The sequence below is a fragment of the Bradyrhizobium sp. genome, from assembly GCF_035652035.1.
Classification (GTDB): domain Bacteria; phylum Pseudomonadota; class Alphaproteobacteria; order Rhizobiales; family Xanthobacteraceae; genus Bradyrhizobium.
The window spans coordinates 65,964-79,759 of sequence record NZ_DASREO010000113.1 but is presented as its reverse complement, the minus strand read 5'-3'; the positions used below and the strand labels follow the sequence as shown (position 1 = coordinate 79,759).

General features: G+C 60.9%; 13 protein-coding genes. 6 read left to right on the top strand and 7 right to left on the bottom strand.

The features are described 5' to 3' along the window. A partial coding sequence (locus VFB05_RS32080; protein ID WP_325020231.1) for an MFS transporter occupies nt 1-1,072 on the bottom strand: 1,072 nt, incomplete at its 3' end. A 443-nt stretch (nt 1,073-1,515) separates the two neighbouring features. On the opposite strand from VFB05_RS32080, the gene VFB05_RS32075 reads away from it, so the two are divergent. The 3 genes from VFB05_RS32075 to VFB05_RS32065 are packed head-to-tail and all read left to right on the top strand — an operon-like array spanning nt 1,516 to nt 5,341. Then, the gene (locus VFB05_RS32075) at nt 1,516-3,024 is read left to right on the top strand and encodes a DUF4173 domain-containing protein (RefSeq protein WP_325020229.1); all 1,509 of its coding nucleotides are present in this window, start codon (nt 1,516-1,518) and stop codon (nt 3,022-3,024) included. 5 nt (nt 3,025-3,029) lie between these two features. After that, on the top strand, nt 3,030-3,728 hold the full coding sequence (locus tag VFB05_RS32070; RefSeq protein ID WP_325020227.1) for a response regulator transcription factor: 699 nt from the start codon (nt 3,030-3,032) through the stop codon (nt 3,726-3,728). Beyond that, nucleotides 3,725-5,341, top strand: a complete 1,617-nt coding sequence (locus tag VFB05_RS32065; protein WP_325020225.1) for a HAMP domain-containing sensor histidine kinase — start codon at nt 3,725-3,727, stop codon at nt 5,339-5,341. The genes VFB05_RS32070 and VFB05_RS32065 overlap by 4 nt, the downstream gene beginning before the upstream one ends. A gap of 8 nt (nt 5,342-5,349) precedes the next feature. On the opposite strand, the gene VFB05_RS32060 is transcribed toward VFB05_RS32065, so the two are convergent. Together VFB05_RS32060 and VFB05_RS32055 are read right to left on the bottom strand one after the other, a co-directional pair. Continuing rightward, complete coding sequence (locus VFB05_RS32060) at nt 5,350-6,513, bottom strand: winged helix DNA-binding domain-containing protein (protein ID WP_325020223.1); 1,164 nt, start codon at nt 6,511-6,513, stop codon at nt 5,350-5,352. 65 nt (nt 6,514-6,578) lie between these two features. Then, the gene (locus tag VFB05_RS32055) at nt 6,579-6,803 is read right to left on the bottom strand and encodes a hypothetical protein (protein ID WP_325020221.1); all 225 of its coding nucleotides are present in this window, start codon (nt 6,801-6,803) and stop codon (nt 6,579-6,581) included. Between the two features lie 320 nt (nt 6,804-7,123). On the opposite strand from VFB05_RS32055, the gene VFB05_RS32050 reads away from it, so the two are divergent. Continuing rightward, nucleotides 7,124-7,765, top strand: coding sequence for an OmpA family protein (locus VFB05_RS32050; RefSeq protein ID WP_325020219.1), 642 nt, complete (start codon nt 7,124-7,126; stop codon nt 7,763-7,765). A 69-nt stretch (nt 7,766-7,834) separates the two neighbouring features. Here the strand turns inward: VFB05_RS32050 and VFB05_RS32045 are convergent, their stop codons facing one another. Beyond that, the gene (locus tag VFB05_RS32045; protein WP_325020240.1) at nt 7,835-9,058 is read right to left on the bottom strand and encodes a phospholipid carrier-dependent glycosyltransferase; all 1,224 of its coding nucleotides are present in this window, start codon (nt 9,056-9,058) and stop codon (nt 7,835-7,837) included. Between the two features lie 385 nt (nt 9,059-9,443). Between VFB05_RS32045 and VFB05_RS32040 the strand changes: the two genes are divergently transcribed. Further along, on the top strand, nt 9,444-10,079 hold the full coding sequence (locus tag VFB05_RS32040; RefSeq protein WP_325020217.1) for a FecR family protein: 636 nt from the start codon (nt 9,444-9,446) through the stop codon (nt 10,077-10,079). Between the two features lie 2 nt (nt 10,080-10,081). Continuing rightward, nucleotides 10,082-11,131 carry a hypothetical protein gene (locus tag VFB05_RS32035; protein ID WP_325020214.1) on the top strand — a complete coding sequence of 350 codons (1,050 nt, stop codon included), beginning with the start codon at nt 10,082-10,084 and terminating at the stop codon, nt 11,129-11,131. A gap of 29 nt (nt 11,132-11,160) precedes the next feature. On the opposite strand, the gene VFB05_RS32030 is transcribed toward VFB05_RS32035, so the two are convergent. The 3 genes from VFB05_RS32030 to VFB05_RS32020 form a co-directional block, all read right to left on the bottom strand. Next, a complete protein-coding gene (locus VFB05_RS32030; RefSeq protein ID WP_325020212.1) occupies nt 11,161-11,649 on the bottom strand; it encodes a VOC family protein in 489 nt (162 codons plus the stop codon). A 175-nt stretch (nt 11,650-11,824) separates the two neighbouring features. Next, a complete protein-coding gene (locus VFB05_RS32025; RefSeq protein WP_325020210.1) occupies nt 11,825-12,856 on the bottom strand; it encodes an alpha/beta hydrolase in 1,032 nt (343 codons plus the stop codon). A 233-nt stretch (nt 12,857-13,089) separates the two neighbouring features. Continuing rightward, on the bottom strand, nt 13,090-13,605 hold the full coding sequence (locus VFB05_RS32020) for a cupin domain-containing protein (RefSeq protein WP_325020208.1): 516 nt from the start codon (nt 13,603-13,605) through the stop codon (nt 13,090-13,092). Nucleotides 13,606-13,796: the final 191 nt, after the last annotated feature.

Below are 13,796 nucleotides of genomic sequence, written 5' to 3'. Positions count from 1 at the left end.
TGCAGAACACCCCGATCGCGGCGACCGTCAGCACCACCATCGTCATCGTGGGATCACTGATATAGCTGGAGGCAGCCAAGGCGAACGCCGTGAGCAACAGCGGCGCACCAACGTGAAGCACGCGCTCGCGCGAGGCGTCGGAATGCCGCGCCCACAGGATCATCGCGATGGTGCCGAACAGGTACGGGATCGCGGTGACGAAGCCGGTTTGCGCATTCGTCAAACCGAACGCCTTGACGATCTGCGGCAACCAGAACTGCATGCCATAGAGCGCGCCAACAAAGCCGAAATAAACCAGACTCAGCACGATGACTTTCGGCGACGTCAGCGCCTCGCCCAGTGTCATGTGCCGCACGGCCTGTTTGGCGGCGATCTCGGCGTTGAGCTTCGACGCAAGCCACGCCTTCTGCTCAGCCGAAAGCCACGTGGCGTGCTCGGGCCTGTCGGTGAGATAGAACCAGGTGATGAGGCCGAGCAGGACAGAGGGCACACCTTCGATGATGAACAGCCACTGCCATCCCTTCAGCCCCATCACGCCGTCGAGCCCCAGCAGCAGCCCCGACACCGGCGCGCCAATCACGGTGGAGACCGGAACGGCGATGGCAAAGGCCGCGAGAAAGCGCGCGCGGTATTCGGCCGGATACCAATAGGTGAGATAGAGGATGATGCCCGGGAAGAACCCGGCTTCGGCGACGCCGAGCAGAAAACGCAGGACGTAGAAGCTCGTTTCGCCGCTTACCGTCGCCATCAGCGCCGAGATGATGCCCCAGGTCACCATGATGCGGGCGATCCAGCGGCTGGCGCCGAATTTCTCCAGCGCCAGATTGCTCGGCACCTCGAAAATGAAATAACCGATGAAGAAGATGCCGGCGCCCCAGGCAAACACCGTCGGCGAAAATTTCAGTTCAGCGTTCATGGTCAGCGCGGCGAAGCCGAGATTGACGCGATCGAGATAGGAAAAGAAATAGGCCAGCACCAGAAACGGAATCAGCCGCCATGAAATGGCGCGGATGGTCGACATCTCCAGTTCGCTTCTCGCGGCCCCAGTGGAAGCGATCGTCGTGGTGGCCATTAAGTTTCTCCCCCCAATGTGCTCTGCGGCTCGGCCTTGGATTAGAAGGCTTTGGATCCGAAGGCCTTGGACTAGAAAGCCTTGGATTGGAAGGGCGTCATAGCACCCGGCCCCCGGGGAAGGAATGGCGTGGGGTCGATGGCTGCCGCAGAGCGGCTGCGCAAAATCTGCAAACAAATCCTTAGATCCTCGGCAACTCGGACAAACGGTCTGCCAAGGAGGCTGGCAAGGTCCAGCCATGACAGAAATCATCCGCGTTTCGTTCGGCCCTCCCCGCCTCCCCCGGCGACTGCTCCGCGACGGCTGGTGGCTGGAAGCACCACCCGCTCGCGGGGCAGTCGTTCGTTTCACGAAAACGCCGCCAAAGCCGATTCGCCGCCACTCAACCAAGCCAAGGGCGAAAGCCCCTCACCTCACCCTCGTCCATTCCGGGAATTGAAGCCATGTCGATCGCGGCCGCCACCGAGCTCGAAACCGTACCCGCGCGTCCGCTGATGACGCCGCTTGCCTGCGCCGCAGGCTGCGTCGTGCTGGCGGACTGGCTGTTCTACGGCTGGGACATCGGCATCTCGCTGGCCGTGTTTCTGGGCGCGGTTGGGGTCGCCGCCGTCTTCGGCAACCGGATCGAGATGCGAGGCAGGGCCCGAATCATTCCCGCCATCGTTTTGGCGGCGGGTCTTCTGCCCCTCATCGAAGAGGTGAACCTGCTGTCGGTCGCCGTGGCAACGGTCGCGACAGCGATGTCGGTCATCGCGATGATCTCGACGCAGCCGGCATCCTGGCCCTGGCAATTGCTCGAAGCCGCAACAGTGCCCTTTCGCGGTCCGTTCCTGCTTGCAAGAGACACGATTGGCGCCCTCCGGCACATGAACATCTGGACGCCAAACTGGATCGGTTGGCTGGTTGCCTGGATCGTTCCCTTATGCGTCTTCGCGATCTTCCTGATCCTTTTCTCGTCGGCCAATCCGGTCATCGAACACGTCCTGATGCTGATCGACCTGCGCAAGCTGTTCGAATTCATCAGCCCCTGGCGATTGTGCTTCTGGGCCTTTGTCGCCTGCATGATCTGGCCACTGATCTGTCGGCGCATCAAATCGAAGCCCGCGCGGACCTGGGAGTTCGCGCCGATCAACCCCACGGCAACGTCCGAACTTGATTACCTCCTGGGCACACAGGCGGTCATGCGGTCCCTCGTTCTCTTCAACGCATTGTTCGCAGCTCAGACCGCGATGGACGTCGTCTATCTCTGGGGCGGCGCTGCACTGCCGAACGGCATGACCTACGCCCAATATGCGCACCGAGGCGCCTATCCGTTGATCTTCACGGCGTTGCTTGCCGCCGCATTCGTGCTGATTGCGATGCGCCGCGGCGGCCCTGCGGACCAGTCCCGCCTGATCCGTCCACTCGTGCTGATCTTTATCGCGCAGAATGTGTTGCTCGTGATCTCTTCGATCTTCAGGCTCGATCTCTACGTCGCCAGCTATTCACTAACCTATCTGCGGCTGACGGCCTTCATCTGGATGGGCCTCGTCGCCGCCGGCCTGGTGTTGATCCTCATCCAGATTGAGCTACGGAAATCCACCTACTGGCTGATATCAGCCAATGCGATTACACTCGCGCTCGTGCTCTATGGATGCTGCTTTATCAACGCGCCGCGGCTCATCGCGAGCTACAACATCGAACACTCCCGTGAGGTGAGCGGGACTGGCCAAAATCTCGACTGGCGCTATCTTCGTTGCCTTGGTCCCCAAATCCTGCCCGCCATGGAGCGCTACCACGATAAATTCCCGGCGTTTTGGCAGCCCAATAGCACATGCTGCACCAACGCGCGCGACGCCTTCACATCCTCAAAAAATTGGCGCGACTGGAGTTTCCGGGCGTGGCGTCTCGAGCAATATTTCGCTAACAACCCTCTTAACCCGCGGTCTCTCTCGGTTGGCGGACAAGGTTAACGAAGATGGCTCCTTCCATTCTCGTCGTCGACGATGACCCGCACATCCGCGATGTCGTGCGCTTTGCGTTCGAGAAGACCGGGATGAATATCTCGATCGCGCAGGACGGCAAGGAGGCGCTACGCCAGTTCGACCGCAACGTCCACGACCTCGTCGTTCTCGACATCGGCATGCCGGAGATGGATGGCCTCGAAGTCTGCCGGCAGATCAGGAAAACCGCGGAGACGCCGATCCTGTTCCTATCCGCCCGCGACGAGGAGATCGACCGCATCCTCGGGCTCGAGATCGGCGGCGATGATTACGTGACCAAGCCATTCAGTCCACGCGAACTGGTTGCGCGCGTGAACGCGATCCTGCGGCGTGCCCGCAACGTCTCGACGCAGCCGGAGCCCAACACGCTCAGCCACGGCGGCCTCACGGTCGATACTGGCGCACGCATCGCGAGTTTTGCCGGCAAGCCAGTGACACTGACCGCGCTTGAATTTTCGATCCTGCGCGCGCTGCTGGCGCGCCCCGGATTTGTATTCACCCGCGAGCTCATTCTGGACGCGGCCTATGCCGGCAACATTCACGTCGCCGACCGCACCATAGACAGCCACATCCGCAATATCAGAGCCAAGCTGGCGACCGCCGGTTCGGACTCCGTGATCGAGACAGTTCACGGCGTCGGATTCAAGCTCGGCCGTTGCGAGGCATCGCGTTGACAGAAGCGATCCGACCCGCGCCCCACACGCCGGTCAAGTGGCGGCCAAACCTCAGCCTGATCGTGTTTCTGGTTCTGGTCAGCGTGCTCCTGCTGCCGCTGTTCACGCTCTATTTCCTCAAGGTCTACCAGAACCAGCTGATCCAGGAGACCGAGTCGGAGCTGATCGCGCAAAGTGCGGCGCTCGCCGCCACCTTTCATCGCGAGGTCGAATCCACAGTTCCGCAAGACGTATCGCTCGGTTTGAGGCTGCCGCCGGCCAAGCCGAAGCTGGCGGACGATCCGTATCAGCCGATCTGGCCCAAGCTCGAACTGGCCGACGAGACCGTGTTGCCGCCGCGTGCCGCTGCGCTCGCGCCGCCTAAACCCGCCGATCCCGCATACGTCGCGCTTGGCGCGCGCATGGCGGGCGACCTCGTCGCAACCCAGAACGTGACGCTTGCAGGTTTTCGGCTGCTCGATCCGAGCGGCGTCGTGATCGCGGGCCGCGAAGAAGTCGGTCTTTCGCTTGCGCATCTGGACGAAGTCGCGGAAGCCCTGCAAGGGCATTTTGCCGCCGTGCTGCGCGTGCGAATTTCCAAGCACGACCAGCCGGCACTTTATTCGATCAGCCGGGGAACGGGCATGCGGGTGTTCACCGCCATGCCGGTGATCGTCCGCGATCAGGTCGCCGGCGTCGTCTACGCCTCGCGCACGCCGAGCAACGTCTTCAAATATCTCTACGAGCAGCGCACGCGCTTCATGCTGGCTATTCTCGCCACCATCATTCCGACGCTCTTAATCGGATTCCTGTTTCACCGCACCATCACCGAGCCGATGCGCGAGCTGGTCGGGCGCACCAACCTGATCGGCAAGGGCGACCGATCGGCGCTCCGGCCGCTGAAACGTCACGGCACCAGCGAATTCGCCAGGCTATCGGAAAGCTTTCTGGAAATGGCGCGACGGCTCGACATGCGTTCGCACTTTATTTCGACCTTCGCCACCCACGTGTCGCACGAATTGAAATCGCCGCTCACCTCGATCCAGGGCGCGGCCGAGCTGCTCCGCGACGACGTCGATGACCCCGACATGGACGACGACGATCGCCGCAAGTTTCTCGACAATATCGTCGCCGACACCGAACGGCTTGCGAAGATATCGGCGCGCTTGCGCGATCTGGCGCGGGCGGAAAACCCTGTCGCAGTCGGCGCGACCAAACTGGCCGACACAGTTGCAGCGATCCGCTCGTCCTTTGCCGCGCTTGACGTGCAAGCAGCCGGCGAGCTCGACATACCCTTACGCATTTCCGAAGAAAACGCCGCGATCATCCTTTCCAACCTCGCCGACAACGCCATGCGGCACGGCGGCACGGTGCTGACCATTTCCGCGTTTCGAAAAGAGTCATTGCTGATCGTGACCATCGGCGACAATGGCGAGGGCATCTCGCCCAACAACCGGGCGCAGATCTTCGATAGTTTTTTCACGACGCGGCGTGAACATGGCGGCACCGGCATGGGCCTTGCGATCGTCCGCGCTCTCCTGGACACCCATGGCGGCACGATCCGCTTGATCGATTCCGATGCCGGCGCCAGCTTCGAACTGACGATCCCGATCGCCGACGCCGCGCCGTCTTGACGAACATTTCACTCGCCGAGTTGAAAGCGCTCGAAGCGGTGCAGTTCCTCTTCGATCCGGCGTTTCAATTCCTTGCGCGGGCCCTTGGCGGCGGGGCCGACCCAATTCCATTTCTGCAGCAGCAGTTTCCCGTTCTGCCGGTCGGTCTTGAGATCGAGCGCGGCCACGATCTCGTTCCCGACCAGAACCGGCAGTGCAAAATAGCCGTGACGCCGCTTCTCCTTCGGCACATAGGCCTCGAACAAGTGCTCATAGCCGAAGATCAGATGGGTTCGCTTGCGCTGGATGATGAGGGGATCGAACGGCGACAGAATGTGCACGCGTTCGCTATCGCCATTCGCGGCCGTTTCCAATGTCTCCGGCCGCGCCCAATGTTCCTGTTTGCCGGCACCTTCGAGCGCGATCGGAACCAGCTCCTTGCCGCGAACGCGCGCCTCGATCAATCGCCGCACGGCTTTCTTGCTCGGCGCATCGAGATGGCAGATGGAATCGAGGCTGACGACGCCCTGGGCGCGAAGGCCGCGGTCAAGCAAGTAGCCGGCGATTTCACGCAACGAGGCCGGCTTTGGCGGTTTGTCCCAGCCGAAATGCCGGTCCATCAGCTCATAGGTCTTGAGCATGCCGCTCCGTTCAGCAATCGTGACCCGGCCCTCATAGAACGCGAGCTGCAGCGCCCGCTTTGACGGCTTGCGGCTCGCCCAGGCGTGCACCTTCTCGACCAGGACGTCGTCCTCGATGTCGCGGATGGTCAGCGCACCGTCTTTCCTGAGAAGCCGCATCACCTTGGCAAGATCGGCCGGCTTCACCTCCTTGAACCATTTATGGCCCTCGCGCCGATGCAGCTTCATCGCCGGAATGAAAAACCGGAAATCCTTGGCCGACACGTAGGACAGCGCGTGGGTCCAGTATTCGAACACGCTTTTGTCGATGCTCTGGGCCTGATGCAGATCGGCGCGGCGATAGGCCGGAATCCGGTTCCAGAGAATATGGTGATGGCAGCGCTCGATCACGTTGATGGTATCGATCTGCACATAACCAAGGTGTTCGATCGCTGCCGCCGTGGCTTGCGCCCCTTCGCCAAAGGGAGCTTCGGAATCAAGCCGCTGGGCCCGCAGCCAGATCGTTCTGGCGGCAGCCTTCGTCAACGCAATAGGTTGATTGGAGCGCGGCATCCCGCGGTAATGTAACGGGATTCGCGTCGTTCGGTAGATGGGTTCCTTCGGAGAGGCTCGGCCGCTCAAGGTTTGGGACGGTCGCCGATGCTTCCGGTAGCGGTCTCCGCATCACATACGGCCCGGCCGCGATCGGTCGCCTTGCAGCGATAGACGTTGCCGGTCAGGCGATCGATCAGCCACACATTATCCTCGAGGGAGCTCTCCATGCCGATGAAGCGCGTTCCCACCGCCGTGATCAGCGTGGACAGCAAAATGGCTGTGGCAATGATTGCCGAACCGATCAGCACAGCAACCGGGGTTCCCACCAGTCCCGGAAAGATCGGGCGAGTTCCCTGATATCCATTTGTTGGCTTCTTTTGGGTCGGAAACAGAGACAGTTGACGTTACTCACAGGTCGTCGTCGCAGCTACGCCGTTTTTAAAAACGCATCTGGCCGATTTTTTGTTCGCACCTCGGCAACGGGACGACGGCTTTGCGACCCGCAATGATCGATCGGAACACGCAAAATCGAAGCCGCGATGGCTACTGTGACACAAATCACATTGCTGGAATTGAACCTCTCTTATCGTCTGAGCATCCAAACAAATGCAACCGTGAGGATCAGACCATGACCAGCCGCTTCAAGACTTCGTGTATTGCGGCGATTACGCTCGGCGCCGCGTTTTCCATGACGGCCGGCCTTGCTTTGGCCGCCGACGACAATCTCAGCGCGGACCAGATCGTGAATGCCCTGCAGGCGAAGCCGCTGTCACGCAGCCTGTCGGTTGACAATCGGGCCGATCCCACGGCGCAAGCCAGGGAAGACAGCTTCATCAACAGTCTGCGTAACCGGCAAAGCCGCTCGCTCTCGCTCGGCGAACGCGAGCAGATCGCCGACCTCTCCGCCACCAAGCGGAAGATCGATTTTGAAATTCAGTTCGACTACAACTCGGCGAAGGTCAGAAGCGCCTCTTTGCCGATGGTACAGGAACTCGGCAAGGCGCTGTCGGACCCCGCGTTGAAAGGCTCGACCTTCGTGATCGCCGGCTACACCGATGCCGTCGGCGGCGATAGCTTCAACCAGAATCTCTCCGAACGCCGCGCCGATGCCATCAAGCAGTATTTGACTGAGAAGTACGGCATTGCCGGCTCCAATCTCGTCACCGTCGGCTATGGAAAGACCAGGTTGAAGGACCCGAGCGAACCGACGGCACCCATCAACCGCCGCGTTCAGGTCGTCAATCTCAACAGCCAAACTGCGTCGAAATAGTTGGAAGAAATAGACGCAGTGGCGACTGCCTGTTTCTCTCCCAACAGGCAGCCGCTTTACCGTGAGAGATCAAATCCAGTTCTGGAAAATCATCAGACGGCTGAAGGTTTCCATCGACGTACCGACAAACGCCGCGGAGATCGGCAGCATCGCCGCAAAGCCTGCGCCGGCTAGCGCAACAAAGCCCCACAACAACCAGCGCGGCAGACCATTTCGCCGCAGCAGATAAACCAGCGCCAGGCTGCCAAAGGTTGCCGCCGGCAGGTAGTAGTACAAAAATCCGAGCGTTCGCGGCAGCAAGGCCCAGGCGAGATAAGGTCCGAGATAGAAGGCTGACACCAGAAATGCATCACGTTGACGCGCGACGATGAAGTCGCGCACACAGACCGCGAGTGCGCCGAGCATCGGCCAGAACACCAGCGGATTGCCCAGCAGCACCACGGCCGCAATCTCATCCTCGTCGATCTTGTCGAACAGGAACCACACCGGCCGCACCAGGAGCGGCCAGGATGGCCAGGAGCTCATGTAGGTGTGGCCGGCGATTGCAGTCGTGGTGTTGTCGTTGAATATCCTGCGTTGCGCTTCCAGAATATCGGTGAGCGAAAAACCGTGGAGCGGCACGAAGGTCGCGAAATAGGCGGTCGCGGGAATGAGCACGAAACAGGTCGCAAAATGAAACGGCTTGAAATCCGGCCACAAGTCGGGCCGGTACCAATCATCATCATCGGCATCGAGAAAGCGCACGCGCCAGCTTTGCAACAGGCGAACCGAGGCGACGATCGCAACGCAAGTGGCGAGCACGAACAGCCCACTCCATTTGCAGGCCGCCGCCAGGCCACCGGCGAGGCCCGTCAGCGCAAACCACCATTGCGGCTGCCGCTCGCGGAATCCGCGCAGGAAGGCGGCCGTCGCGAACAGGCCGAAGGTTAGCGCGAAAATATCCAGCATGGCGATCCGCGACTGCACGAACACCATCTGGTTGAAGAAAGCGATCATGGCGGCGCCGATCGCAGCATTCTGCATGCCAAACAGGGCAAGGCCGCAGAAGTAGACGCCAACGATGGCGAGCGCGCCGAACAGCGCGCCCGCATAGCGCCATCCGAGCGGCGTATCGCCGAAAACATGGATCGATATTGCGATCAGCTGTTTGGCAAGCGGCGGATGCATCGGATTGAGCGCTGTGGACGTATCCGCCGTCAGCATCTGCCTCGCCGCCGGCACATAATGCACTTCGTCGAAGTAAAACTTGTCGGGGTTGGCGATGCCGACAAGAAAGGCAACGTGCGCAACCATGAAGATGACGGCCGCGACGAGCGCGGTGCGGCTGGCCGTACTGCCGAGAACGGAAGAAGATCCTCGTGCGGCTTTCGCGGAACGGACGCCCTTCGCAGCGCGACTGTCAAGTATTCCCTGGCTGATTTTTTGCTCCATGGCTTTGAACGCAACTCGATGCAGCCATCACTAAACACCGGGGTCGTAGCACGTCACCTGTGGCAAAACTACAACTACGAGCCGCCACGTGATGTTCAGCTTCGAACTCATCGACGCCGGCGTGCTATCGGCTGCTGCGCTTGGGACCATAGCGGTGGACGGAAGATCAATGAATTGGCCTGCGTGCATTTACGTTCTCTGCCTTTTACTCGTTGCAGCCGCTGTCCCACAATCCGCTAACGCACAGATGCGCGTCGGCGAAGCGGTCCTGATCGAAAATCAGGTCGATCGCGTCGCCGGCTCGCTGAGCATGCCGATCAATGTCGGCGAAGGCCTCATGCGCGATGAGACGGTGCGCACCGGTGTCAACAGCGCGGCGAAGCTCGTGATGGCCGACAACACCAATCTCTCGCTCGGCCCCGATGCAATGATCACGCTCGACCGCACGGTCTTCAACGACGAACATTCCTATCGCGAGATCGCGATCAAGCTCACAACCGGCGCGTTTCGCTGGGTGACCGGAAATTCCGAGAAGGCGGCCTACAAGATCACCACGACGGTTGCGACCATCGGCGTGCGCGGCACCGTGCTCGATATTCTCTCCCAACGCGGCAAGACCACCGTGGTGTTGCAGGAAGGCGCTTCGCGCGTCTGCGCGATCGGCGGCGCCTGCACTGAGCTGACGCATCCTGGCGATACCGCCGTCATCACGCAGACCGGCGGCAAGACCACGACCAAGAAATTCGGAACCCCTCCGTGGACCTTTGCCGCGAACTGTAACGCGGTGCCTGGGCTTTGCGCCGTCACGCAATTTGCCGAAGCGGCTCCGCCGCCACCCGCCGACGGCGCAAACGACGATACCGGCGCCTTGTGCGGACGCTGACGATGATGCAGTTCCTCCGCAAGCTCGTTGTCTCGCTGGCGCTTGCGACCGCGGCATCGTTCGTGCTGCTGCCAACCCTTCCGGCCATGGCGCAGTCGCCGACGCCTAGGCCAAGCCCCACCCCGACGCCCAGTCCGACGCCCATACCGGTACCGACCGGACCAGGCTCAATTGGCGGATCAATCAACGGACTGGCCGATCAGCGCTTCAACCAGATCGTGACCAACAGGGTCCTTGGCAATGTGCTGCTCGGCGTCAACGAGCAGATCAATTGCAGCGACTGCGTCAGCGCGTTCGGCTCGGCCGGGTCGTTCTCGGCGGGCATCCACGGCCGCAAGGAGATCACCTCCAACCTGTCGCTTCTCGCAGGCATCGCCTACACGCAATATGGCGAAAGCGGATACAACGTCACCAGCGCGCCGATCGGCGCCTTCGCGTTGCGCTATGATTTCACCGATTGGGGCTCGTCGCGGCCGTTCTTCGATATCGGCACAATCCTCACCCCGTTCGAAAAGGTGAATTACAGCCGGGGCTATACGACCAATTTCGGCAACGTCGCCCTGCAAAGCTCGACCAACGCCAGCGAATACGGCGTGTATGGAAGAGCCGGCTGGATCACGAGGCTATCGCCGCGCGACGAACTGGCCGCCTCGATCGAGGTCTGGCAACTCTGGCAGCACGTCAACGGTTACAGCGAGCCGAGCGCTCCGTTCGATCCGTTTAACGCGAGCATCGCTTCGGGCACCGATCGAACCAATCTCGCTAAGATCGGCGCGCAGTGGACGCACCTGTTCGGCTCCAATGTCGAGGGCAACATCAACGGCGGCTTCGTGCAATCGTTTGCGAACCATTCCGGTCTCGTCGCGACCGTCACCGGCGACGGACAGGTCGTACCGACCATCGGCAACCAGTACTGGTTCGAATATGGCGGCCGGGTCGGATACCGTATCACCAAAGGCTGGACCGCCGACCTTTTCGTCGACGGCACGCTGGGGCCGCAACCGGTCGGCAACACCATTCATGGCGGCGTGGGCTTGCGTCTGACCTATTGAACAGACGCGCCACTTTCCGGCGGCGAAAATTATGCCGCCGATTTGCCCTCATAGGCGCGGCGCAATTCGGAAATGTCGAGCTTGGTCATGCCGAGCATCGCTTGCATCGTGCGCTTGGCGCCGGCCGCATCCGCTCCTCCGAGCAGTTGCGGCAAGACCGACGGCACGATCTGCCAGGACACGCCATAGCGATCGCGCACCCATCCGCATTGCAGGGTCAAGCCGCCATTCGACGACAGCCCATCCCAGAGGCGGTCAACCTCGGCCTGGTCGGTGCAATCGACCTTGAACGAGATCGCATGCGTGTATTCGACCCGCATCCCGCCATTGAGCGCCATGTATTCCTGGCCAGCCAGGGTAAAATTGACCACCAATACCTGGCCTTCCTTGCCAGCGGGGCCGTCGCTCGGATTGCGCTGGATCTTGTTGATCCGGGAATCCGGCAGCAGGGACACGTAGAAATTGGCGGCGTCTTCGGCTTCGCCGTTGAACCACAGGCAAGGTGCGATCTTGGACATTTGGGAGCTCTCCTTCGATGACGTCAGCCGGGGGACGAACGAGGGAGCCTATATCCGACATCGGGATGTTGGAGAATTTGAGCCTGATGACGGCAGGAACTGTCACCGCGGGCAGAAAAATGGCCGGGCTTTTTTCCCGGCCATCAGTCAAAACCTTGATCAGATCGTCTTGTTGTTATGTTGCAGTCGGCGTCGGCATGTTCAGGAACGACTTCGCCGCGTGCCAGAATAATTGCCGGTTGGTGGCCAGCACGACCGAGTGGGCAACGCCGGGCAGGACGACGAATTGCCGGTCTCCGGTCGGCAGTTGGCCGAAGAAATCCTGGAGGTCCGCGACCGTGGCGATGCCGTCATACTCGCCGCGGATCAAAAGCACGGGCGCCATGACCTTCTTGGGATCGACCAGCGGCAGATTGGCCGTCATGTCCAGATAAGTGCCGGTCGGAATCTGGTCGCCGAACTGCATCTCGACGTCGGCGAGCGCCTCGACCGCGGCGAGCTCGCTGGTGCCCGGCTTGTCGCGGGTCGCGATCGAGCGGATCATGTCGCGGTCGCGCTTGCGCATGTTGTGAGTGCGATAATAGTCGAGCCGCTCGGCGCGCTTGGTAAGCGTCGGCGAATCTGTCCCCTTGTAGGTGAAGGCGGCGAGGATCAGCCGGTCGACCCGATCGGGCTCCATCATGGCGAACATGCCGGCGCGCAACGCTCCGGAGGACTCGCCCAGGAAATGGAATTTCTGCCGCCCGGTTTCCTTGGTCAGAACTTCGACCGCAGCCTTGAGATCTTCGGCGCCGCTCTTGACGTCGGAATTGCCTGACGTGCGGCCGGACTTGCCGTAGTTTTCGTGATCCATGGTCCAGCAGTCGAAGCCGTAACCTGCGAACTCGTCCATGATCGAATATTGGCCACGGCCGGGCACGTGGATGTCATAGCAGCGCGAAGTCACCGATGAGCCGTGCACGAAGAACAGCACCGGCTTCGAAGGCTCGCCAGCTTTCGGCGCACCGACGCGCTTGCGGAACATCCAGAGCGGCACATCGCCCTTCTTCGCCCAGTATTCGCCGCTCCAGATCTCGCCTTCCGCAGCGCTCGCACTTTGCGCGGGCAGCGCGGCCGCGAGGCTCCCGCCGGCAAGGCCCAGCGCAGCGCCCTTGATGAGGGTGCGGCGCGCGAGCGATTCATTTGTCAGCGATTCAGTGGGTTGCATCACGATTCCTCTCCGAAGTTTTTTGGTCTTTATATTTGAGTTGGAATTTTGCATTGCGACCTGCGATTTTCATCTAATGAAATCGCCATTTCTCAAATCTGCGCGGCAATTTAGCAGACGGGACATGGCGCCGGAAGATATCCAAGCGCCGCAAGGCAAGCCTCGCATGATCGCAATCGGTAACGACGTCGTGTTTTGAGCGCTCGCAGGCGCGGCTGCCGGACCGCTTCTGCTCAGGCGCCTTTGGGATCACGGTGCACGGGATCGACCCACAGCACCTTCTCCGGCTTCTCGACCGGTTCGATGTCGAGATTGATGGCGACCGCCTCGCCATCGCTGCGCACCAGCACGCATTCCAGCGGCTCGTCAGGGCTGGCGTTGATTTCTTGATGCGGCACGTAAGGCGGGACGAAGATGAAATCGCCGGGATTTGCTTCCGCCGTGAATTCCAGATGATCGCCCCAGCGCATCCGCGCCTTGCCTTTGACGACGTAGATGATGCTTTCAAGGTGACCGTGATGATGTGCGCCGGTCTTGGCATCCGGCTTGATCGTCACCGTGCCGGCCCACAATTTCTGGGCGCCGACGCGCGCAAAATTGATCGCGGCCTTGCGGTCCATGCCGGCGGTAGATGGCACGTTGGGATCGAGCTGATTGCCGGGAATGACGCGGACGCCATCATGTTTCCAGCGCGGTTCGCCGTGATCATGCGAGTGGCCGGAATGGTCGTGATCGTGCGATTTCGACATCTTGCTGCCTTCTCAAGTGCTCGGCGAAAACTCTGCCTAGTGTCCCGGTTCTGACATTCGTATCCTATCGCGGCGGCCACCTTTGCGAATATCAGAACCAAAGGGACACTAGCAAATATTCGATTTCTAGTGTGGCTTTGACTCTGACGTTCCTTCGGAGAGATCGCCGCGGGACTGAAAGGAACGTCAGA